The sequence below is a fragment of the Glutamicibacter sp. AOP38-B1-38 genome, from assembly GCF_052377485.1.
Taxonomy (GTDB): Bacteria; Actinomycetota; Actinomycetes; order Actinomycetales; family Micrococcaceae; genus Glutamicibacter.
The window spans coordinates 111,941-131,276 of the sequence record NZ_JBQSWU010000005.1 but is presented as its reverse complement, the minus strand read 5'-3'; the positions used below and the strand labels follow the sequence as shown (position 1 = coordinate 131,276).

The 19,336-nt window shown below is 60.2% G+C and carries 18 protein-coding genes; 13 read left to right on the top strand and 5 right to left on the bottom strand.

All coding sequences use genetic code 11. From position 1 onward, the window contains the following. Positions 1-178 precede the first annotated feature (178 nt). Both ACT3TP_RS04660 and ACT3TP_RS04655 read left to right on the top strand, forming a co-directional pair. Entirely contained in the window at positions 179-751 is a 573-nt protein-coding gene (locus ACT3TP_RS04660) for a YdeI/OmpD-associated family protein (RefSeq protein ID WP_096289052.1), read from the top strand. 186 nt (positions 752-937) lie between these two features. Further along, on the top strand, positions 938-1,882 hold the full coding sequence (locus ACT3TP_RS04655) for a hypothetical protein (RefSeq protein ID WP_444619559.1): 945 nt from the start codon (positions 938-940) through the stop codon (positions 1,880-1,882). 106 nt (positions 1,883-1,988) lie between these two features. Here ACT3TP_RS04655 and ACT3TP_RS04650 read toward each other — a convergent pair whose 3' ends face one another. Then, entirely contained in the window at positions 1,989-2,198 is a 210-nt protein-coding gene (locus ACT3TP_RS04650) for a hypothetical protein (RefSeq protein WP_096289054.1), read from the bottom strand. A gap of 181 nt (positions 2,199-2,379) precedes the next feature. On the opposite strand from ACT3TP_RS04650, the gene ACT3TP_RS04645 reads away from it, so the two are divergent. Then, on the top strand, positions 2,380-3,315 hold the full coding sequence (locus tag ACT3TP_RS04645) for a 2-hydroxyacid dehydrogenase (protein WP_141393619.1): 936 nt from the start codon (positions 2,380-2,382) through the stop codon (positions 3,313-3,315). 63 nt (positions 3,316-3,378) lie between these two features. Continuing rightward, positions 3,379-4,911 carry a deoxyguanosinetriphosphate triphosphohydrolase family protein gene (locus tag ACT3TP_RS04640; RefSeq protein ID WP_096289058.1) on the top strand — a complete coding sequence of 511 codons (1,533 nt, stop codon included), beginning with the start codon at positions 3,379-3,381 and terminating at the stop codon, positions 4,909-4,911. A gap of 21 nt (positions 4,912-4,932) precedes the next feature. Here ACT3TP_RS04640 and ACT3TP_RS04635 read toward each other — a convergent pair whose 3' ends face one another. Further along, positions 4,933-5,544: a maleylpyruvate isomerase family mycothiol-dependent enzyme gene (locus tag ACT3TP_RS04635; protein ID WP_096289060.1), complete on the bottom strand. Its 612-nt coding sequence runs from the start codon at positions 5,542-5,544 to the stop codon at positions 4,933-4,935. Positions 5,545-5,821: 277 nt separating this feature from the next. Here ACT3TP_RS04635 and ACT3TP_RS04630 point away from each other — a divergent pair, with 277 nt between their 5' ends. Further along, entirely contained in the window at positions 5,822-6,256 is a 435-nt protein-coding gene (locus tag ACT3TP_RS04630; RefSeq protein WP_141393620.1) for a hypothetical protein, read from the top strand. A gap of 96 nt (positions 6,257-6,352) precedes the next feature. On the opposite strand, the gene ACT3TP_RS04625 is transcribed toward ACT3TP_RS04630, so the two are convergent. Then, the gene (locus ACT3TP_RS04625; protein WP_096289064.1) at positions 6,353-8,575 is read right to left on the bottom strand and encodes an NADP-dependent isocitrate dehydrogenase; all 2,223 of its coding nucleotides are present in this window, start codon (positions 8,573-8,575) and stop codon (positions 6,353-6,355) included. A 206-nt stretch (positions 8,576-8,781) separates the two neighbouring features. Further along, positions 8,782-9,393 carry a TetR/AcrR family transcriptional regulator gene (locus tag ACT3TP_RS04620; protein ID WP_096289066.1) on the bottom strand — a complete coding sequence of 204 codons (612 nt, stop codon included), beginning with the start codon at positions 9,391-9,393 and terminating at the stop codon, positions 8,782-8,784. Between the two features lie 150 nt (positions 9,394-9,543). On the opposite strand from ACT3TP_RS04620, the gene ACT3TP_RS04615 reads away from it, so the two are divergent. The 8 genes from ACT3TP_RS04615 to ACT3TP_RS04580 all read left to right on the top strand — a co-directional run bounded on the left by ACT3TP_RS04615 (position 9,544) and on the right by ACT3TP_RS04580 (position 18,434). Then, positions 9,544-11,001 (top strand): MDR family MFS transporter, encoded by a 1,458-nt coding sequence (locus tag ACT3TP_RS04615; protein ID WP_444619558.1) that lies wholly within the window; start codon positions 9,544-9,546, stop codon positions 10,999-11,001. A 203-nt stretch (positions 11,002-11,204) separates the two neighbouring features. Next, a complete protein-coding gene (locus ACT3TP_RS04610) occupies positions 11,205-11,963 on the top strand; it encodes a LamB/YcsF family protein (protein WP_096289068.1) in 759 nt (252 codons plus the stop codon). Next, positions 11,960-13,570 (top strand): carboxyltransferase domain-containing protein, encoded by a 1,611-nt coding sequence (locus tag ACT3TP_RS04605; protein ID WP_444619557.1) that lies wholly within the window; start codon positions 11,960-11,962, stop codon positions 13,568-13,570. Before ACT3TP_RS04610 ends, ACT3TP_RS04605 begins: the two co-directional genes overlap by 4 nt. Further along, complete coding sequence (locus ACT3TP_RS04600; RefSeq protein WP_444619556.1) at positions 13,567-15,303, top strand: acetyl/propionyl/methylcrotonyl-CoA carboxylase subunit alpha; 1,737 nt, start codon at positions 13,567-13,569, stop codon at positions 15,301-15,303. The genes ACT3TP_RS04605 and ACT3TP_RS04600 overlap by 4 nt, the downstream gene beginning before the upstream one ends. Positions 15,304-15,343: 40 nt before the next feature. Continuing rightward, entirely contained in the window at positions 15,344-16,030 is a 687-nt protein-coding gene (locus tag ACT3TP_RS04595; protein WP_444619555.1) for a GntR family transcriptional regulator, read from the top strand. A 7-nt stretch (positions 16,031-16,037) separates the two neighbouring features. Then, complete coding sequence (locus tag ACT3TP_RS04590) at positions 16,038-16,481, top strand: HD domain-containing protein (RefSeq protein ID WP_444619553.1); 444 nt, start codon at positions 16,038-16,040, stop codon at positions 16,479-16,481. 208 nt (positions 16,482-16,689) lie between these two features. Next, positions 16,690-17,205 carry a Clp protease N-terminal domain-containing protein gene (locus ACT3TP_RS04585; protein ID WP_444619551.1) on the top strand — a complete coding sequence of 172 codons (516 nt, stop codon included), beginning with the start codon at positions 16,690-16,692 and terminating at the stop codon, positions 17,203-17,205. A gap of 38 nt (positions 17,206-17,243) precedes the next feature. Further along, positions 17,244-18,434: an adenosine deaminase gene (locus tag ACT3TP_RS04580; RefSeq protein ID WP_444619549.1), complete on the top strand. Its 1,191-nt coding sequence runs from the start codon at positions 17,244-17,246 to the stop codon at positions 18,432-18,434. A gap of 69 nt (positions 18,435-18,503) precedes the next feature. Here the strand turns inward: ACT3TP_RS04580 and ACT3TP_RS04575 are convergent, their stop codons facing one another. Further along, on the bottom strand, positions 18,504-19,310 hold the full coding sequence (locus tag ACT3TP_RS04575) for a putative hydro-lyase (RefSeq protein ID WP_444619547.1): 807 nt from the start codon (positions 19,308-19,310) through the stop codon (positions 18,504-18,506). Between the last annotated feature and the right edge of the window lie 26 nt (positions 19,311-19,336).

The window sequence follows — 19,336 nt, the reverse complement described above, 5'->3', positions numbered from 1 at the left end:
AGCCGGAGGCTGATGGGTCTCGCCGTTCCAGAGCCGGGAAATAGGGCCAATCTCTGACCCGCGTGCCGGCCACCACTGGACGGAAACAATCACCATTGCAGGGACCGGTCCAGAGCAATCGTCCTGGCGCCGGATGCATCCCTAGCGGCAATCAGCAACTAGGGGCAGGATAGGTGCCATGGATCCTGACGATGCTTTGATTCTTCCCGACGTTGCCGCTTGGCGCGCATGGCTCGACGAGCACGAAGAAACCAGTGATGGGATTTGGCTGGTAGTTGCCAAAAAAGGTACAACTACTCCGACAACGCTGACGGTCACCCAAGCCCTGCCCGAGGCGCTATGCAGCGGATGGATTGATGCCATTCGTCGCAAGCGCGATGAGACGACCTTCCTCCAGCGCTACACCCCTCGGCGCAAGGCCTCTGTCTGGTCGGAGAAGAATACTGGATATGCCCAGGAGCTGATCGACCAAGGCCGCATGCGCCCGCGAGGGTATGCGGAGATCCAAAAGGCGAAGGACGATGGACGGTGGGAACGCGCGTACCAAGGCCAAGCCACCGCCCAGGTGCCGCAAGATCTCCAAGATGCGCTGGACCGCGCCCCGCTTGCTGCCAAGAATTTCGCCGCGTTGAAGTCACAGCCGCGCTATCACATCCTGCACCAGCTGATGATTGCCCGGACCGAGAAGACCCGGAGCGCGCGGCTTGCCAAGTTCCTGGCCGAGCTGGAAGCCACCGACACCGAAGGCTGAGGGGCCAGCTCCCTGTCCACGATGCGCAAAACGGTCAACGATGCTACTTCGTGCGGTTCCGCCGCCTAGGCTGATTCTCCGGGTTCTCAAGTAATCGAGCCGATGCGACCTTGCGCAAACTACGTTGATCCTAACTGTCGGTCGGACATGTCAGCATTGAGTCAGACCACTATCGAAGGATATTAATTGGACTCTCAGCTGCCTCTGCGAATACTTGAAGCCGTTGGACTGCTGCACCGCTTGGGCTATTACGGTCTGCGTGTTTTGCCCGGAATGAATGCCTCAGGTACGGCCTGGCGGATTGTTATTTTCAACGTCACGGAATGGAATTTCGAGGATGAGTTCGGCGACCCCTATAACGCGGAAGAGCGTTGCCTCTACTCCACCGCTGGCCAGAACGTCTTCAACAATGACATCCAATTTCCCGAAGACGTCAGCCATGTGAGCGTTGCGGAAGCAATTCTTGAGGCGATGCCGTCGCTCCAGCGCGGTATGCGCCAAGAGAGCGGAAACCAGCAATACACCAACTGGTACGCGATGCTTTTGTCCCAAGTTCATAGCCTGACTGATCTCCCCGTTGCCTACGCCGACTACTTCGACGATTCACTCGGCTGGGAGCTGGGGTGGTGCAGCAGGCACCGTGTGCCGGCGCCGCCGAAACATCTGCCCGCACCCACGCTCAGCAAACGCGCTGACAGCGACGAGCACTACGTGCTCGAGCTCTGCGATCAGGTGCTGGAGGCAAAGCGGACAGGCCAGCAAACGTTCCCCTGGCTCGTCGGCGATCCGTCAGCCAAGAATGGAAAAGTTAAGCCGCTACCGGTGGACGGTTATTGGGCTGAACTAGGAGTAGTCGTGGAATATCACGAAAGGCAGCACACCGAATCGGTGCCGTTCTTCGACGACAAAATCACGGCGAGCGGACGACGACGCGGCGAACAGCGCAGAATCTACGATGCCCGCAAAGCAGAACTCATTCCGGAGCACGACTTGAAGCTTGTCATCATTGATTTCAAGGACTTCAGCAACAAGCGCGGCAAGATCGTTCGAAAGCCTGCTGAAGATTTGAGAATCGTCGAATCGATACTCGCACAGGCTATGGAAGATCCCGCAGGAAATATCACAAGATAAAGATCGCAGAGCTACCTGCGGCACCCATCGGAACTGCAAGGCCAGGATGGCACATCCGGATCTGCGGCAACACCTTGGCACCGAGGTGCCAACGCGGCCGGCGAGGCTATTTGGTGCGGATTGCCTCGGTGATGGTGGTTCCCACGTAGAGCACGGCACCGGAGAGCAGCAGCAATCCACCGCTGATTCCACCACCTAGGATGAGGCTGGCGAGGCCAAGAACCATCACCGTGCATCCCAAATACATGAAGATCGACGAGCTGGTATTCGCCTGGGACTTGTTGGAGGTATTCACGTATTCTTCCGGCTGCGGCATGCCTAAACTCTAACATCTTGACAATCAGAAGGGTTTCATGAAGCGCCTGACTCGCCTACTCAGCGCGCGCTTCACACAAGGACAAGGCACTTGCACGGTGTGGCAAAGATGCGCAGAATAAGCTCCGAGGCTCGCACCAAAAACTTACGTCACCGGTGTAGCCAGCTCTGGAGGGAACCCTTTGACTTTACGTGTGCTCGTGCCCAATGGCCGGCTGGCAATGAAACTGGATTTACCTGGCATCACTCCGATCTACTGGCACCTCAACGACTCGAACGAAGAAGCGCCGGAAGCAGAGGTGCTGATCACCGAGCGTCCGCTGCTGGTCGAACGGCGTGCACGGGTCGCGCAGATTCCAGGGTTGCGCCACGTGCACCTGCTCTCCCTTGGCTATGAATGGGTCCTGGAACACCTGAACCCCGACGTCAGCTTGAGCAATTCCCGCGGGGCGGTGGAAGACGCCACCGCCGAGCACACGCTGGCTCTGGTTCTGGCTTCGCTGCGTGAGCTTCCGGAGGCCGGGGCTCAACAGCTCAAGCGGGATTGGAATCCGCTCTGGGGTGGCACGCTCCACGGAGCCACCGTCTTGCTCTTGGGATTCGGCGGCGTCGGACAGGAAATCCGCGACCGTCTGCTGCCCTTCAAGCCCAAGGAAGTGATCGCGGTAGCCAGCCGTGCTCGGCAACTGCCCGATGGCACACCGGTCCATGGGATCGATGAGCTGCCAGCGCTATTGCCCCAAGTACAGGTCGTGATCGTGGCTCTGCCCGATGCCCCGTCGACACGCGGACTCGTCGATGCCGAGTTCTTGGCCCATATGCCGGACCAGTCCCTGCTGGTAAATGTGGGACGTGGTCCAGTGGTCGATACCGACGCGCTGCTTGCCGAATTGCAGTCCGAGCGGCTGCGCGCGGCATTGGATGTCACCGATCCGGAACCATTGCCCGAATCCCACACCTTGTGGGCGGCCCCGAATTGCCTGATCACCCCGCATATTGCCGGAAACACGTGGATGTTCATCGATCTGTCCATGAATCTGGCCGTTGAACAGATCCAACGCATCGCCGCGGGAGTCGAGCCACTGCATGTGGTCCGCCATGCGGAGAAGCAAAATTAGCATCACCAAATTTTCCTAGCTTGCCTGCTCCCCGGGGTCCGATCACCTAGGCTGGTTCCTACGATGGATATCAGGCAGAAAACCCATGACACCGGCGGCCGGGAACGCGCGATCGACGAGGCTAACCGTACAGGTGAGGACGAGTTCCGCATCGATATCGAGCGCATTCGATTCTCCCCGTACTTCTCGCGCCTCTCGGCGGTGACCCAGGTGATTCCGCAGGCGGGTTCGGGCACCACCGTGCACAACCGGTTGACGCACTCCTTGAAGGTCTCCGCGGTGGCCCGCACCATCGCGATCCGCTTGCGCACCGCAGATGAGCCAACCCGAAAACTCGTCGCCGAGCTCGGCGGCTGCGACCCCGTGGTCGTGCAGGCGGCGGCCGCGGCCCACGATTTGGGCCACCCGCCATTCGGGCATTTGGGTGAGCAGGAATTGGATCGTGTTGCCCGCAATACCTTGGGGTTGCCCGACGGCTTCGAAGGCAACGCGCAGACCTTCCGCATCCTCACCGCGCTGGATAGCTGCGATGCCACACCACGCGGGATGAATCTGACCCGTGCCGTACGCGGCGCGGTGCTGAAATACCCGTGGACTCGCAACGAATGGCGCACTATGGCTCCGCTCGCCCCGGAAATGCTGCCCCGCGGGGTGGGGACCGACCCGGCGGCGGGAGCCTTGAAGTACTCCGCCTACGACATCGAGGCCGCCGAAATGCGCGATGTGCTCTCGGTGTTCCCCGCCATCGGCAAATTCCAGCAGACCCTGGAAAGCTCCGTGATGGATATCGCCGACGATATCGCCTACGCGGTCCACGACCTCGACGATTTCTACCGTGCAGGGATCTTGCAGTACACCACCGTTTCGGCCGAGTTCCGTGCCTGGCTCGATCAAACGGCGCAGCTAGCTGCCATGCGCCAGGCCGATCTCGACCTGCGCAAGCCGGGCCACGCCTTGGAATCCACCTGGCGGCGCGCCTTTGCAAAGGACCCGTGGATCGCCGACGCGGAGGCCTTCCGCGCCTCGGTGCAACGCGTGGGCCATGACCTGGTCGAGGGGCTGCTGGCGGTTCCTTATGACGGTGGCCTGGAGGCGGATCGGGCGGTCACCGCTTTCACCCGGCGCTGGATCGACCGGCTGCAGGAATCCGTCACGGTGGAACGCAATCCGACGATCCGCAGCGGACACGTCCGCCTCACCAAGGAGGCCTGGCACGATGTGGGCGTGCTGAAGTTCGTGCACTCGCGCTTTGTGCTGGACCGCTCGGATTTGGCCGTGTACCAGCGTGGCCAGACGCGCATCGTCAGGTCCTTGGCCGAGGGCTTCCATAGTTGGCTCAACGACGCGGAGGATGCGGCGCGTGCCCCGCGCCGGCTGCTTGATTCGGTGGAAGCCGCTACCGACGAATACCGTCAATTGCGCGCGCACTCCCCCGAGCTTTTCTTGCAGGCCGGACCGGATGAGGTGCAGCGTTTGGGCCAGGCCCGAGCGATCGTGGATTACATTGCCTCGTTCACTGATGCCCAGGCGGTCTCGCTGAATGCCTTGCTGGCAGGTACGGCGGATAACCTCTGGGAGGCCGGGCGCGGGCTGTAGCTCGCCGAAGCCATTGCCCGACTAAAGCAACTCGATGCCGGGTCCGGAGAGGCTGCCCTCGCGCGCCTCGCGGGCGGTGGCGATCATCAGCAGCTCTAGCGCCGGGCCGCGGACTTCGGGTCCGGTGCCAAAGATGACACCCGCATCTTCGGCCACGAGGCTGACGCGTTGGGCCAGTTCCTTCGCGCCGCCAAAGGACTGGCTCGTCCGGGTCTGGTAGCGAATAGCCGCGGTGACGGCCTGCGCCGGATAGCTGCGGGTGATCCCCAAGGGCCTGCGGATATCTTCGCCATGGGCGACTTCTTCGACGAGTCGGCTGGCGAGCGGAGCCGGCGGCCCGCTCTTGCGCACAGCTACTTCGCGCAGCCGCTGCAAGGTCAGTTGCGGAGTCGCGCCCTTTTCGGCGGCGACTCCATTTGAGTTTTGCCGGTCGAAATCAAAGCGCGCCCGGAGCATGGCGAGCAGCAGCCCAGGGGTGGTGGTGCGCGCGTTGTTCACGAGATGAGCGGCGACGTCGTGAACCGTCCACCCCGAGCACATCGATGGACGCTCCCACTGCTCCGGGCTCAGGACGGACAGGTCATCGATCAGTGCCTTGCGTTCGGCATGTACTAGTTCCCAGACTTCTTGCATAGGTAGAGTCTGGCAGTTGGAGCCACGCGAAACAACACGCGTGGTGTGCCACAGCGTCGGCCAACACCTTGGAGGAAGCGTTCACTCGCCATGTGCCAGCGGGCAATCAACCCGTGCGCTCGGAGGCACAGACCATTACTTTCTTGGACAACGTATGTTCGCCGCTCAATCGGTCGGACACCGTCGGAGCTCTCTACCGTAGTTTTACTTTTAGTGGCTAGGCTAATAAGCGGCCCCTCGTGGGCTTGCTCCGAAACCAACTCAGCGAGGAATGAAATTGAAGCTAAGACCTCTCGCAGTCGTGGCTGCGGCATTTGCCGTGGCGACGCAGCTGGCTGCTTGCGATGCCACAGGTGACATACGGCCAGCTGGATCGAACGACGATGCCCCGCCGTCCTTGCAGGGCCATGAGATCGCCGTATTATCTACGGTTGTTCAGAACAATAATCAAGAAATTTCCATCGGCCGCGCTATCGCCGGCGGTCGCTATTCGATTGCGGTCCGGTGCAACGGTCAGGACCAAGCAACACACATCCCCTGGGCTGGCGGCACCGAGAACAATCGAGGCCAGCTGGAGATTCTTTGCTCGCCAGAGAGCCCGGTCAGGTACGCAGAGATCGAGCTTCCTGACTACGCCGAGGCCGTCTCATTCCAGCTTCAGCAGCTGCGCGCCAGCGAAGTGACCATCTCGATTGCCGCGGTCGAAGGCTGATCCTGGAAACTCTATGCACGAGTTCAGATACTTCAGGTTAAAACCGTGGGCACCAACTCTTTCGAGTTGGTGCCCACGGTTTTTGGCCGGCTAGGACTACTTGGTCAGCAGTTCCAGCGTCTTGTTCAGGGTGGCGCTTGGACGCATTACGGTTGAGGTCTTGGCCTCGTCCGGACGGTAGTAACCAGCGATATCCACTGCCTTGCCCTGGACCTCGGCAAGCTCGGAAACGATTGCTTCCTCATTCTCGCCCAGTGCCTTGGCAACTGCGGAGAAGGCCTCAGCAAGCTGAGCGTCCTTGTCCTGCTTGGCCAGTTCTTCTGCCCAGAACTTAGCCAGGTAGAAGTGGCTGCCACGGTTGTCCAGCTGGCCAACCTTGCGCTTTGGCGACTTGTCTTCCAACAGGAAGGTGCCGGTCGCGGCATCAAGGGTGTCAGCCAGCACCTGAGCGCGGGCGTTGTCATTGGTGGTGGCCAGGTGCTCGAAGGAAGCGGCCAGGGCCAGGAACTCGCCGAGCGAATCCCAACGCAGGTGGTTTTCGTTCACCAGCTGCTGGACGTGCTTTGGAGCCGAACCACCGGCACCGGTCTCGAACAGCCCGCCGCCGGCAAGCAGCGGAACGATCGAGAGCATCTTTGCCGAGGTGCCCAGTTCCAGAATTGGGAACAGGTCGGTCAGGTAGTCGCGAAGCACGTTGCCGGTCACCGAAATGGTGTCCTCGCCACGGCGGATACGTTCGATGGTGTACTTGGTGGCCGCAATCGGATCCAGGATCTCGAGGGTCAGGCCGGCGGTATCCAGATCCTTGAGGTACTCGTTGACCTTGGTGATCAGCACCGCGTCGTGCGCGCGCTTTTCATCCAGCCAGAATACGGCCGGGGTGGCCGAGGCGCGGGCACGGTTCACGGCAAGCTTGACCCAGTCGCGGATGGCAACGTCCTTGGTCTGGCAGGCACGCCAGATGTCACCGGCGAAGACCTGGTGCTCGATGAGGACCGCGTCGTTCTCGTCCAGGATCTGGACGTGGCCGTTGGCCGCCAGTTCGAAGGTCTTGTCGTGGGAGCCGTACTCTTCGGCCTTCTGAGCCATCAGGCCAACGTTTGGCACGGTGCCCATGGTGGTTGGGTCAAAGGCGCCGTTTGCACGGCAATCCTCGATCACGGTCTGGAAGACGCCCGAGTAGGAGGAATCTGGCAGGACTGCCAAAGTCTCGGCTTCCTTGCCATCTGGGCCCCACATCTTGCCGCCGAGGCGGATCATTGCTGGCATCGAAGCATCAACGATCACATCCGAAGGGACATGCAGGTTGGTGATGCCCTTGTCGGAATCGACCATGGCAACCGCTGGGCCCTCTTCAAGTCCCTTGGCGATCAGCTTCTCCACACCGGCGCGCACGTCGTCGGAGAGCTCGTCCAGTCCGGCGATGATGGCCGCCAGGCCGTTGTTCGGGTTCAGGCCGGCTGCTGCCAGCTCGTCGCCGTAGGTCTCGAAGAGTTCGGCGAAGTACGCCTTGACGACGTGTCCGAAGATGATTGGGTCCGAAACCTTCATCATGGTGGCTTTCAGGTGTGCCGAGAAGAGCACTCCTTCTTCCTTGGCGCGGGCCACTGCGTTCTTCAGGAATTCGGACAGTGCCGCCACGTGCAGGACGGTGCCGTCGATGACTTCGCCTTCGAGGACCTTGAATGGCTTCTTCAGAACCTTGACTTCTCCGTCTTCGCCCACGAAGCGGATGGAGATGCTCTTGTCCTTGTCGATGACGACGGACTTCTCGTTCGAGGCGAAGTCATCGGCGGACATGGTGGCGACATTGGTCTTCGAGTCGGCTGCCCAGGCACCCATGGAGTGCGGGTACTTGCGTGCGTAGTTCTTCACGCTCAACGGCGCACGGCGGTCCGAGTTGCCTTCGCGCAGCACAGGGTTCACTGCCGAGCCCTTGAGCTTGTCGTAGCGTGCGCGGACGTCGGTGTCCTCATCCGAGGATGGGTTTTCCGGGTAATCCGGAAGCGCGTAGCCGGCTGCCTGGAGCTCGGCGATGGCGACCTTCAGCTGCGGGATGGAAGCCGAGATGTTCGGCAGCTTGATGATGTTTGCCTCTGGGGTCTTGGCCAAATCGCCAAGCTCTGCCAGGGCATCGGAGATGCGCTGTTCCTCGGCGAGGTAGTCCGGGAAGGTGGCGATGATGCGTCCTGCCAGCGAAATGTCGCGGGTCTCAAGTTCAACACCGGCGGTCGACGCGAAGGCCTCCACGATCGGCAGGAACGAGTGGGTTGCCAGCATCGGGGCTTCGTCGGTGTGGGTGTAAATAATCTTGGCCATAGGTGTGGCGTCTCCCTGAACGTCGTGCGGAAGCGGGCTAACCGCCCTAAACTCAACGTTCCAAACTTACCTGATTTTGGCCTGCACCACACTTTTGGGTGCCCAGATTTCCCCGGGCAGCACAGCGTTTAGCCCCGAAATGCCGGGATGAATGGCGGTAGAGCAGTTCGTCACATTTAAGTTAATGCGCAATAACTCAAAGCGGGCTATGGCGTCTTTTCGGCGCTCGGAGCGGGCAATGAAGCGATTTGCGCCAGACCCAGTACCGCCTTCTCAAAAAGTTCAGCAGGCTTTGAATCAATTCCCGCCCGTTCTTCATGGGCGAAACATTGCCACGCAACGCGCCAGGTAGTCGCCAGCATTTCGGCAAGCAGCAGGGCTTGGATCGAATCCAGCAGCTCGCGGTCAATCAACGATTGGCTCAGCGCTACGACCAGTTCCTGCTCACGCCGCGTGGCGATCATGAGCAGCTTCGGATCCTGCAGCATGAGCCTTGAGATCCTGCGGAATTCATGGTGCCTGACTTCAACGCTGAAGTGCCCGCGGCACACTTCGAGCAGTGCGTGAAAAATTTCTGCGGCGGAGCTTCCCGGGGTCATTTCGGCGGCGACGAGCGCGTTGATCAGTTCTCGCTGGCCCGGAACTATAGCGGATTCCTTGGAATCGAAATAGCGGAAGAAGGTGCGGTCCGAGATCCCTACGCGTTCGGAGATCCGCGCCACCGTGATGGCCTCTAGCCCCAAGCTTTCGACAAGGTCGAGGGTCGCGGCCTGAATCTCCCGTTTGGTCGCGGCTTTGCGTTCGTCACGAATTCCCATTGCGCTCCCCCTGTCATTCTGCGTGCATTTATCGTCCCATGACCGCACGGCGAAAACTTATTTCCTGTCACAGTCTGCCAGTTCTTCTTACGAAATTCTGTCACTCTGTGACAGAATTTGAAAGTTGACATCACCTAGAAAGAGGAATCCGTGACTTCCGAGCGCACCGAAATCAAGGCCGAGTCCGCCCCTCCGCGGCCTGAGAAACCCGAACTGACCACGAAACAGCTCACCGGAATCATCGGCGCACTGGCACTTGCCGCCTTCCTGATGATCCTCAATGAGACCGTGCTGACCGTGGCGTTGCCCGGAATCATGTCCGACATGAATATTTCGGCGGCGGCCGGCCAATGGCTCACCACCGGATTCCTGCTCACCATGTCCGTGGTCATTCCCACCACCGGCTTCCTGCTGCAGCGTTTCAGCACCCGCTCGCTGTTCATCTTCGCGCTGTCCAGCTTCTTCATCGGCACGCTGCTCGCCATCTTCGCCCCGAGCTTTGCCGTCTTGCTTGCCGCCCGAATCATCCAGGCTATTGGTACCGCGATCGTTTTGCCGTTGCTGATGACCACCACCTTGACGCTGATTCCAATGCACAAGCGCGGCGCGGTGATGGGCCTGAACTCCATCGTGATCTCCGTCGGACCGGCAGTCGGCCCAACCGTATCCGGCGCGATCGTCCATGCTTGGGGATGGCACTACATCTTCGTCCTGATGGCCCCGCTATCGATGATCATCCTGGCCTTGGGCATCATCTTCCTCAAGCTTCCCTCGAATACGCGCAAACTTCCCGTTGACGTGATCTCCGTGATTCTTTCCGCGCTTGCATTCGGTCTGCTGGTTTACGGAATCTCCACCATCGACAAGGCCAGCGAAAACATGCTGCTCACCGTGGCAACCTTCGCCATCGGCTTGGTCTCCCTGGCCCTATTTATCAGGCGCCAGATTCGCTTGACCCGCGAGGGCAAGGAATTGCTGAACCTCACCCCGTTCACCTCGCGAACCTTCACCTTCGCGATTCTGATGATCATGATCGCCTTCGGCACCTTGCTCGGCTCGATCATGATGGTTCCGATCATCCTCGAATCCGGCAAGGGCATCAGCTCCCTGGCAATCGGCATGATGCTGCTGCCGGGCGGCCTGGCCCAGGCCATCGTTTCGCCCATCTTTGGTCGCATCTACGACAGGCACGGACCACGCCCGGTGCTGATCCCCGGTGCCATCATGCTCGCGCTGGGACAGTGGATGTACGTTTCGGTCACCACCGAGACCGAGCTATGGATGTTCATGCTCAGTCACAGCGTCTTCTCGATTGGCCTGGCACTGCTCATGACCGGCTTGATGTCTTCGGCCATGGCCTCGGTGAATCCACGCCTCTACGGCCACGGCTCGGCCATCTTCAACACCGGCCAGCAGCTCGGCGGTGCCATCGGCACCACCATCTTCATCACCGTGCTGACGGCGCTCTCAAACGCCAAGCTCCAAGAGGGCGCCGAGCTTGCCGAAGCCTTGTTTGCCGGCGCCCACGCTGCCTTCATCGTTGGTGCGTTGCTCGGCACGGCCGGCGTGGTGCTTTCCCTCTTCGTGAAGGTTGAAAAGCGCGGCTAGCCACGATTGCCCGAAGCGCGGGCAAAATTGCGCGGGGTTCAGCAGCCAGTGGCTGCGGAACCCCGCGCTCTTTTAACGATTGCCTTCACTTCGGCCGCACCCCGCCCCGCACAGCAAATTTACGATCCAGTCAAAAGATTGTTGAACAATCTCTATTTTTGGTGCATGCTTAGATAAACGGCACAGCGAGACGGGGATCACAAATGACATGCATCGACCTGAATTCCGACGTAGGCGAATCCTTTGGCAATTGGGTTATGGGCGACGATGCGGCCATTTTCAGATCCGTCTCCTCGGCCAACGTAGCTTGCGGCTTCCATGCAGGGGACCCCACCGGCATTGCGCAGACCTGCCGCGCTGCAGTCTCCGCGGGCGTCACCATCGGTGCACATGTCGGATATCGCGATCTTGCCGGGTTCGGTCGTCGATTCCTCGACTGCTCCGCTACCGAACTCGCCGATGACGTGCTCTACCAGCTGGGCGCACTGCAGAGCTTGGCCCGAGCTGCGGGATCCAGCATCAAGTACGTCAAGCCGCACGGCGCCCTCTACAACACCATCGTGCACCATGAGGTCCACGCTCAAGCCGTCATCGACGCCATTAAAGCGTTCGGCGACGATCTTCCGGTGCTGCTCTTGCCCGGTTCGGTGGCACTGGCCAAGGCCGAGGCCGCCGGGCTGCGTCCGGTCGCCGAAGCCTTTGCAGACCGCAACTACACCCCCGAGGGCACCCTGGTCTCGCGCCGCGAGGCGAACGCCGTGCTCCACGACTCCGTGCTGGTCACCGAAAACATGATCCGCCTGGCCACCGAGGGGACCATCAAGGCGGTGGACGGTTCGATTATCCTGATGCCAGCCGAGTCGATCTGCGTGCACGGCGATACCGCAGGATCGGTCGCGATGGCGGCCGCGGTCCGCGCCGGACTTGAATCGGCCGGCGTGCAGATCAAGAGCTTCGCATGAGCATCACCGCGGTACACGCCGCCGGAAGCCACGATGTGCTCGTCGAATTGGATGATCTCGAATCCGTCCTTTCCCTCGACGCCCTGTTGCAGGCCCAACCGTTGCCTGGGCAACGCGACGTCCTAGCTGCCGCCGCGACGCTCATGGTGAAATTCGAAAACGTCGAACAGGCCCGGCAGGCCAGGCAGCTGTTGCCCAAGCTGACATTGAACACGGCAGCGGCAACTACGGGCAAACTTGTCACCATCGAGGTCTATTACGACGGTGCGGATCTGGAAACCGTCGGGGAGCTCACCGGCCTTGGGGCCCAGGGAGTTATCAACGCGCATACCGGCCAGCAGTGGCGTGCGGCGTTCGGCGGATTCGCGCCCGGTTTCGCCTATCTTCTGGGAGAAAACACCGACCTGCAGGTTCCCCGCCGCGAGAGCCCCCGTACCCAGGTGCCCACCGGTTCCGTGGCCCTCGCCGGTGAGTACTCGGCCGTTTACCCACGCCAGTCCCCCGGCGGATGGCAACTGATCGGCCATACCAATGTCGCGCTGTGGGATCTGGGTCGAGAAAATCCGGCGCTCATCCGCCCGCAGGACCGTGTGCAGTTTATTGCCTCACGCCAAGCGCTGACCGTGAAAACGGCGGCCTCGGCCGCTACCGAAACCGAAGCTCCAACGGGTGCCGGATTGGCCATTCTCGATTCGGGTTTGCAGAGCCTGCTCCAGGACACCGGCCGGCAGGGCTTTGGCGGGCTCGGCGTACCGGCCAGCGGCGCCGCCGATCTCGCCTCCTTGCATCAGGCAAATCGGCTGGTTGGAAATACGGCCGATTCTGCCTGCATCGAAAACCTGACCGGTCGGATGAGCCTGCTCGCCCACGGCGACCAGGTCCTTGCGGTGTGCGGAGCCGAAGCGAGGCTGGTCATCACTCCGGCGGCCGGCGACGACCTCCGTGCCGAACGCGAGGTTTGCATGGACGCGCCCTTCGCCTTGCTGGACGGCGAGCGCCTGGATCTGGAGCCCACCGGGAACGGATTGCGCAGCTACCTTTCGATTCGAGGCAAGATCCAGCTGCCCCGAATTCTGGGTTCGCTGTCCACCGACACGCTCTCCGGGGTGGGTCCGGCTCCACTGATGTATGGAAGCTTCCTGCCGGTATCGCTGCCGGAGAACCTGCAAATCGTGGGACAGGGCGAACCGAGCACCCTGCCCCGGCCAGATGCCGAGGGCTGCTATGTTCTGCGCGTCCAGGCTGGCCCGCGCGATGACTGGTTCGGCCCCGCCGGACTGGCGAAACTACTGGACCAGCGCTGGCTGGTCACCAGCGAGTCCAACCGCATCGGCGTGCGGCTGGGCGCGGAAGGGGACGCCAGCGCGCTTGAACGCGTTCGGTCCGGCGAGCTTTCCAGCGAAGGCGTCGCGCTCGGCTCCTTGCAGGTACCTCCCTCGGGATTGCCAGTGCTGTTCCTGGCCGATCACCCGGTCACCGGCGGCTACCCGGTGATCGCCACGGTCATCGCCGAGGATCTATCCGCCGCGGCACAGTTGCCGCCAGGCTCACAGCTTCGTTTTGAACTTTCCGAATCCACCCCAAGCACCGAAGGATCCCAGGCATGAAAAAGGTCTTGATCGCCAACCGCGGCGAAATCGCTGTTCGTATTGCCCGCGCCGCAGCCGACGCCAATTTGGTATCGGTTGCCGTCTATTCCGATCCCGATGCGGATGCCCTGCATGTGCGCCGGGCCGATGAAGCCTACGCGCTGGGTGGGACTTCGAGTGCCGAAACCTATCTGGATATTTCCAAGATCATCGCCGTTGCCAACCGCTCCGGGGCCGACGCGGTCCACCCGGGCTATGGGTTCCTTTCGGAGAACGCCGGCTTTGCCCGCGCAGTCATCGAGGCCGGGCTGATCTGGATCGGCCCAACCCCTGAAGCTATTGAGCTATTGGGCAATAAGGTGACGGCGCGCGAAATTGCGGTACGCGCCGGTGCCCCGCTGGTGCCCGGTACCGATGCACCCGCGGCCGACGCATCCGAGGTGCGCGCCTTCGCCGAGAAGCATGGCGTGCCGGTAGCCATCAAGGCGGCGTTCGGAGGCGGCGGACGCGGGTTGAAGGTTGCGCGCACCATGGAAGAAATCGAGGACGCCTTCGAATCGGCGGTCCGTGAAGCCACCGTCGCCTTCGGCCGCGGCGAGTGCTTTGTGGAGCGATTCCTGGACAAGCCGCGCCACGTCGAGGCACAGGTTCTCGCCGATACGCACGGCAATGTCATCGTGGTGGGTACTCGCGATTGCTCGTTGCAGCGCCGTCACCAGAAACTCGTCGAAGAAGCGCCAGCCCCATTCCTCTCGGATGAGCAGCGTGCCAAGATCCACGAGTCGGCCAAGGCCATATGCCGGGAGGCAGGCTACGTAGGCGCAGGAACCGTCGAATACCTGGTTGCGCCGGACGGACTCATCTCCTTCCTGGAAGTTAATACCCGTTTGCAGGTTGAGCATCCCGTTAGCGAGGAGACTGCCGGAGTGGACCTGGTCATCGAACAGTTCCGGATCGCCGAGGGCAAAGAACTGTCTTTGAAGGAAGATCCGCAGCCGGTAGGCCATGCCTTCGAATTCCGCATCAACGCCGAAGATCCGGCCCGTGGTTTCCTGCCCGGCCCGGGGACCGTGACCCGGTTCGAGGTCCCTACCGGCTCCGGAATTCGTGTCGATGCCGGGGTGCGCAGCACCTCGAATATTCCCGGGCAATATGATTCGCTGATGGCTAAGCTGATCGTGCATGGTGCGACTCGCGAGCAGGCTCTGCGCCGCGCCCAGGTGGCTCTGGCGGAGTTCACCATCGAGGGTGTTCCCACGGTTTTGCCCTTCCACCGGGCCGTCGCCAAGCATCCAGACTTCACCGCCGAGCAAGGCTTTAAGGTCTACACCACTTGGATCGAATCGGACTTCGCCGAGGAACTGGCAAATAGCGAGGAAATCGCCACCACGTCCGTCGGCGGTGAGCGTGAAGTGCTCACCATCGATCTAGACGGCAAGGCGATGGCGTTGGGCCTGCCTGCCGCGCTGGTGCACGCCATCCGCCACGGTGGTTCCGCCTCGGATGGGGCAGGCGGAGGCGAGGCTTCGGTGGTCGACGCCGACGCACTGCTGTCCCCCATGTCCGGAAATCTGGTCTCTTTCTCGGTCGAGGACGGAACCCCGGTGGCCAAAGGCCAGACGGTGGCAGTCTTGGAAGCAATGAAAATGGAATCACCGGTCATCGCGCATCGCGATGGAGTCTTCACCGCGGCATCGTTTAACCCGGGACAGGCAATTAATCGTGGTGAGTCATTGGGAAGCATCGCTTAGCCAATGCGGGATTCTGCGAAGCACTGGCTAGATTAGAGGAATGAGCGTGAACGAGATCTACACTTCGATTCCGCTGGGCAGCGGATCCACCCATGCGCATACCAGCACCTGGGTGGCCTCGACGTTGCGCCAAGAAATCGCCCAGGGGCGGCTGTTGCCAGGCTCTAAGCTGTCGGAGCAGGCGCTGGCCGACGCGCTGGGAGTCTCACGTAATACCCTCCGCGAGGGGTTCACACTCTTGGACAGTGAATTGATCATCACGCGAATTCCAAACCGTGGAGTGTTCGTGTCTTCCCCGGGTGCCGCAGACATCCGTGAGATCTACGCGGTGCGTCGCACCATCGAACCCGCAGCGCTTGCGTGGGGTCCCGCTTTGGATGTCCCGGCACTGGCCCAGGCGATCGTCGAGGCGCGCGCCGCGGCCAAAGCGCAGGACGTTCCAGGCATGGCTGATGCCAATCAACGCTTTCATGAGTCCGTGGTGCGAGCCACCGGGAGCGTTCACTTGCTCGAACTCATGGGCCGAATTCTCGCCAAAATGCGCTTGGTCTTCCATTCGATGAGTGATGCCCCAGATTTCCATTCGCACTATGTGGAACGAAACGCTGCACTTGTTGAATTGCTGGCCTCCGGCCAACGGAACGAAGCAGCCCAAACCCTACTGGGCTACCTGGATACCGCGGAAGCCGAACTTCTCGACCATTACGAGTCATCTCAAAAGATCTAGGAGCGCTATGCCTGAGTCTTCTTTGCCTGCATTGGCCGAAACGATTGCACGTCGAGCCCACGAAGGGCAAAACGATAAGTCAGGCGCGGATTACATTACGCATCCTGCTCGCGTGGCGGCCAACGTTAGTGAACAAGGCGGTAGCGAAGAGGCCGTCGCAGTGGCCTGGCTACACGACGTCCTTGAAGATTGCGCGGTCACTTCCTCGGATCTTCGGTCTACTGGGATTCCGCAGCAGGTCATCGATGCCATCGAATCGGTGACCAAACGCGAAGGGGAACGAATCGAAGATTATTGTGCCCGGGTCCGGGCAAACCCCATCGGGCTCATGGTCAAGTACGCCGACCTCGCGGACAATACCTCCCCGGAACGCACTGCGCTGCTAGAGGATGCGGTTCGAACCCGGTTGGCGGAAAAGTACGCGTACGTCCGCTCATTGTTGGCGAACTAGAGTCATTTGCACCTGGTCGTCCAGTCCTGAGGTATACCAGGTTGTGGGACCGGCATAGCCGATCGTAGATTAATGTCCGGGCATTGCCGATGACTCGGTGTGCGAAAATCCCTAACCAAATACTGTCCTCAATAAGGTTGCAAAGGCCCCTAGCCGTGCTCGCCAATGCGCTGTGTCTTTGAGAATCTACACGGCATTTTCTCTTCACATGATCCGTGAAGCGCGTAGCATCGAAGTACTAGGTGGGAAGGACCGTGCCGACATGTTTGAGAAATTCACCGATCGAGCACGGCTTGTCGTTGTCTTGGCACAGCAAGAAGCCACCGCTCGACACGACGATCATTTAGGCACGGAGCATTTCCTGCTCGCTCTCGTGCGAGAACCTGACGGTATTCCTGCCAAAACTTTTGAGGCCCTGAATATCTCCTACGAAAATGTGCGCGAGCAGGTCAACACGTTGGCAGACAACGAGAAGTCCGGAATTACTGGCGAGCTGCCGATCACCAAGCATGTAAAGAAACTCTTAGAGCTATCGCTGCACGAGGCTAAAGAGCTAGGCCATGACTTGGTCGACACCGAGCATCTCTTATTGGGGCTGCTTCGCAGTAGCGAAGGCATCGCATCCAAAGCCTTCAAAAGGTTAGGAACCACGCCCAACCGAATTCGCCAGGAACTCATCAGGCTCTGGTCTGGTAATTCTGGTGAATCTCAAACCGGCAGCTAAGCCGGTCCTTCCAGCACTTGGGTGATCGCCACCTCATCATGCTTCAGGTCCAGCGTTCTGTTTGGAGAGTATCGTTAGAAACGGCTCGCAAGTCAATCAGTACGTGGCCAGAGCAACTTGAGTGGAGTTTATCCGCCACGGATACTGCATATTTTCCTTGCGCCGATGCTGCGACGGACCGAAGCAGCCATACTTTGGTTCATTTTCCGAAAGGACAAGACTTGAAACTGCCTGTAGCCGAATTACACATCCATTTGGAAGGTTCTCTGGAGCCCGAAACGATTTTTGCCCTTGCCGCCAAGAATCGGATCGCTCTGCCCTACCAGTCGGTGGAGCAGCTGCGGGAGCAGTACGATTTCAGCAACCTTCAGTCCTTCCTTGATCTTTTCTACGCGAATATGGCCGTGCTACGCAGCAGTGAAGATTTCCATGAAATCACCCGCGCGTATCTGCAACGAGCGCACGATTCTGGTGTTCGTCACGTTGAACTGTTCTTTGATCCCCAAGCACATCTGGAACGCGGGCTGACACTGTCCGAAGTGATTTCCGGAATCCGCGCTGGTCTTGATGAAGCCCAGCAACGTTGGGGCATGACTCATAAGCTCATTGCCTGTTTCTGGCGACACGCCCCGGCAGCCTCTGCCATGGAAATCCTGCAGATGATTGTTTCCGAAAAGCATGAGATCGACGGAATCGGACTGGACTCTTCCGAGTTTGGATTCCCTCCTGAGCTCTTTACTGAGGTCTTCGCTTACGCCCGCGAGCACGGCCTGCACCTGGTGGCCCATGCGGGTGAAGAAGGGCCAGCTGACTACATCCGTCAGGCCTTGGATCTGTTGCGGGTTGAGCGCATTGATCACGGCATCCGTTGCTTGGAGGACGCTGAGCTCGTGACACGGTTGGTCAACGAACAGATGCCCCTGACGGTATGCCCTTTTTCGAATGTGCGACTGCGTGCAGTGGATACCCTGGCAGATCATCCACTGCCTCAGATGCTCGAAGCTGGGCTGAAGGTTTCCATCCATTCCGATGACCCTGCCTACTTCGGCGGTTATATGGATGCCAACATTTCGGCCATCACCAAACAATTCTCCTTGACTGCCTCGCAGCTGGCTACGTTGGCCCGGAATTCCTTTGACGGATCTTTCCTCGAAGCGGGAGAAAAAGCGGCTCGCGGAGCCGAGGTCGATGCGTGGCTCGAATTGCAGGCGGACGCGGCGCCACGTTAATTAGAAGTGCCGCGATTCCTTGGGGATGGAATCGCGGCACTGGACTCAACAGGTACTCGTACTTGGGGGTTACGGCACCTGATACATCGAGTCCCTGGCATCGGTGATTAACATATGCCCGGGGGCGTGTCCGATAGCCAGCACAGGACGGGATTCCATGACAGCGGCTTGTGGCGTTACGCCGCATGCCCAAAAAACTGGAATGGTTCCGTCCGGAATGGTGAGCGCATCTCCGAAGTCTGGTTTACCCAGATCCGTGATGCCTATTTCTTCGGGATTGCCCACATGAACAGGGGCTCCGTGTACCGCTGGGTAGCGGGAAGTGATACGCACGGCGTCCGCTACCTGAGAAGCCGGTATTGGACGCATGGAGACGACCATCGGTCCGGAAATACTCCCGGCCGAGGCGCTGCGGATGTTCGTCTTGTACATAGGGACATTCACACCTTGGTCGATGTGGGCAACGCCAATCCCATTTTCAATCAGAGCCGCTTCGAAGGTGAATGAACATCCTACGATGAAAGTCACCAGATCATCTCGCCAATACTCACGCAGATCCGTGGGCTCGGCTATTTTCTGGCCGTTTTGGTAGACCGTGTATTTTGGAAGATCGGTGCGGATATCGCCATCGGGCAGTAATTCGTTGCTCGTCTGGCCCGCTTCCAGTACACCGAGAATCGGGCAAGACTTCGGGTTGCGCTGGGCAAAGAGAAGTACCTCAAAGGCCAGCTCGCGTGGCACGATGATCAGATTCGCTTGGGCATATCCAGCAGCATACCCAGCGGTGGGTACGCTCAATCCTTGCCGAAAGAGGCTACGGGCTGCTGACGGGGCCATACTGGCACGTTCGTCGCGATGTGGTTCGAGCGGGATCATGAAGTTCTCCTAGGTCTCAGACGCGA

What these genes read in the sequence shown, in the direction of transcription:
- ACT3TP_RS04620 (WP_096289066.1), bottom strand. Translation starts at nt 9,393, where the DNA reads ATGGGAATTCGTGACGAACGCAAAGCCGCGACCAAACGGGAGATTCAG.
- ACT3TP_RS04580 (WP_444619549.1), top strand. Translation starts at nt 17,244, where the DNA reads ATGCTTCAGGTCCAGCGTTCTGTTTGGAGAGTATCGTTAGAAACGGCT.
- ACT3TP_RS04660 (WP_096289052.1), top strand. Translation starts at nt 179, where the DNA reads ATGGATCCTGACGATGCTTTGATTCTTCCCGACGTTGCCGCTTGGCGC.
- ACT3TP_RS04650 (WP_096289054.1), bottom strand. Translation starts at nt 2,198, where the DNA reads ATGCCGCAGCCGGAAGAATACGTGAATACCTCCAACAAGTCCCAGGCG.
- ACT3TP_RS04585 (WP_444619551.1), top strand. Translation starts at nt 16,690, where the DNA reads ATGATCCGTGAAGCGCGTAGCATCGAAGTACTAGGTGGGAAGGACCGT.
- ACT3TP_RS04605 (WP_444619557.1), top strand. Translation starts at nt 11,960, where the DNA reads ATGAGCATCACCGCGGTACACGCCGCCGGAAGCCACGATGTGCTCGTC.
- ACT3TP_RS04635 (WP_096289060.1), bottom strand. Translation starts at nt 5,544, where the DNA reads ATGCAAGAAGTCTGGGAACTAGTACATGCCGAACGCAAGGCACTGATC.
- ACT3TP_RS04575 (WP_444619547.1), bottom strand. Translation starts at nt 19,310, where the DNA reads ATGATCCCGCTCGAACCACATCGCGACGAACGTGCCAGTATGGCCCCG.
- ACT3TP_RS04590 (WP_444619553.1), top strand. Translation starts at nt 16,038, where the DNA reads ATGCCTGAGTCTTCTTTGCCTGCATTGGCCGAAACGATTGCACGTCGA.
- ACT3TP_RS04595 (WP_444619555.1), top strand. Translation starts at nt 15,344, where the DNA reads ATGAGCGTGAACGAGATCTACACTTCGATTCCGCTGGGCAGCGGATCC.
- ACT3TP_RS04625 (WP_096289064.1), bottom strand. Translation starts at nt 8,575, where the DNA reads ATGGCCAAGATTATTTACACCCACACCGACGAAGCCCCGATGCTGGCA.
- ACT3TP_RS04600 (WP_444619556.1), top strand. Translation starts at nt 13,567, where the DNA reads ATGAAAAAGGTCTTGATCGCCAACCGCGGCGAAATCGCTGTTCGTATT.
- ACT3TP_RS04610 (WP_096289068.1), top strand. Translation starts at nt 11,205, where the DNA reads ATGACATGCATCGACCTGAATTCCGACGTAGGCGAATCCTTTGGCAAT.
- ACT3TP_RS04640 (WP_096289058.1), top strand. Translation starts at nt 3,379, where the DNA reads ATGGATATCAGGCAGAAAACCCATGACACCGGCGGCCGGGAACGCGCG.